The organism is Streptomyces adustus (assembly GCF_009377175.1).
Lineage (GTDB): Bacteria > Actinomycetota > Actinomycetes > Streptomycetales > Streptomycetaceae > Streptomyces > Streptomyces adustus.
On sequence record NZ_VJZD01000539.1, the window covers coordinates 1 to 1,362 of the forward strand.

Genomic DNA, 1,362 nt, shown 5'->3' on the forward strand with positions numbered 1-1,362 from the left:
CCCGTGCCCATGCCCCCCGTGCCCGTGACCGTCGCCCCCGAGCAGCGACGGTGCCGGGCGGGACCATGCCTGCGCCACGCCCAGCGCGAGCAGCAGCGCCCCCGAGGCGATCAGCATCGGGCGCATCCCCTCCCGTACGTACCTGAGGCACAGGTCCGTGAAGAGCGAGGCGTGCAGCAGGCCGAGGCCGCTGAGGACGAGCAGGGCCACCTGGGCAGGGCGCTTCACAGCAGGGCTCCTCCGATCAGGGCGCTGGACAGGACGGCGACGACGGCCGTGGCGGCGGAGAAGCGCACCGCGAAGGCCCGGCCGAAGGTGCCCGCCTGAAGGGCGATCAGCTTCAGGTCGACCATCGGCCCGACCACCATGAAGGCCAGCCGCGCCAGTGGGGAGAACCCGGTGAGGGAGGCCGCGACGAACGCGTCCGCCTCGGAGCACACCGCGAGCAGTACGGCGAGCGCGGCGAGGAACAGCACCGACAGCCAGGGCGAGCCGGAGAACGTGTCGAGCAGCGTGCGCGGCACCGTCACGTTGAAGGTGGCGGCCGCCATGGCCCCGAGCACCAGGAAGCCGCCCGCGTGCAGGAAGTCGTGCTGGAAGCCGAGCCGGAACTCCGTCCAGCGGCTGTGTCCCGACCGGTGACCGGTGTGCCGTACGGCCGGCTTGAGCCACTCCGCGCGGCCCAGGAAGAGCCACAGCCAGCCCATCACGGCGGCGGTGGCGAGCGAGGCGAGCAGCCGGGCCAGGACCATGGCGGGGCTGCCGGGGAAGGCGATGGCCGTCGCGGTCAGGACGACCGGGTTGACGGCGGGCGCCGACAGCAGGAACGCGAACGCGGCGGCGGGCGGCACGCCCCGGCCGATCAGGCTGTTCGCGACGGGTACGGACGCGCACTCGCACCCCGGCAGAACGGCCCCGGCGATCCCGGCGACCGGGACCGCGAGCACGGGCCGCCGGGGCAGCACCCGGTTGAAGACCCGTGCCGGTACGAACGCGTTGATCGCGCCGGACAGGGCCGTGCCGAGCAGCAGGAAGGGCAGCGCCTGCACGGTGACGGCCAGGCAGACCGTCCGCCACGCCCGGACGGCCGGCACGTCCAGCCACCGGCCGGTGACGAGGAGCGTCGCACCGGCCAGGACGGCCGCCACCCACAGGAACGGCCAGAACCGGGGCCGGCCGCGCGCGGGGGCTCGGCCGGCGGTCGTCACGAGGTTCGCGACGGCCGCCTCCGTCTCCCCGGCTGGTTCAGCTGTCTGCTGCACGCCCACTCCGAACGTCGGATCTTCATACCGAACATAACGGCACAAACCGACACAGGCGTTGCTATGACATACCGCGGAAGGCCCATGAGAGCCTCAAGAT

General features: G+C 73.1%; 1 protein-coding gene and 1 pseudogene. Both read right to left on the minus strand.

Features of this window, described 5'->3' with window-relative positions:
• Positions 1-228, minus strand: a pseudogene (locus FNH09_RS46380) (TIGR03943 family putative permease subunit); the annotation flags it as partial.
• Positions 225-1,208 (minus strand): permease, encoded by a 984-nt coding sequence (locus FNH09_RS46385; protein ID WP_338017883.1) that lies wholly within the window; start codon positions 1,206-1,208, stop codon positions 225-227. The pseudogene FNH09_RS46380 and the gene FNH09_RS46385, both read right to left, overlap by 4 nt.
• Between the last annotated feature and the right edge of the window lie 154 nt (positions 1,209-1,362).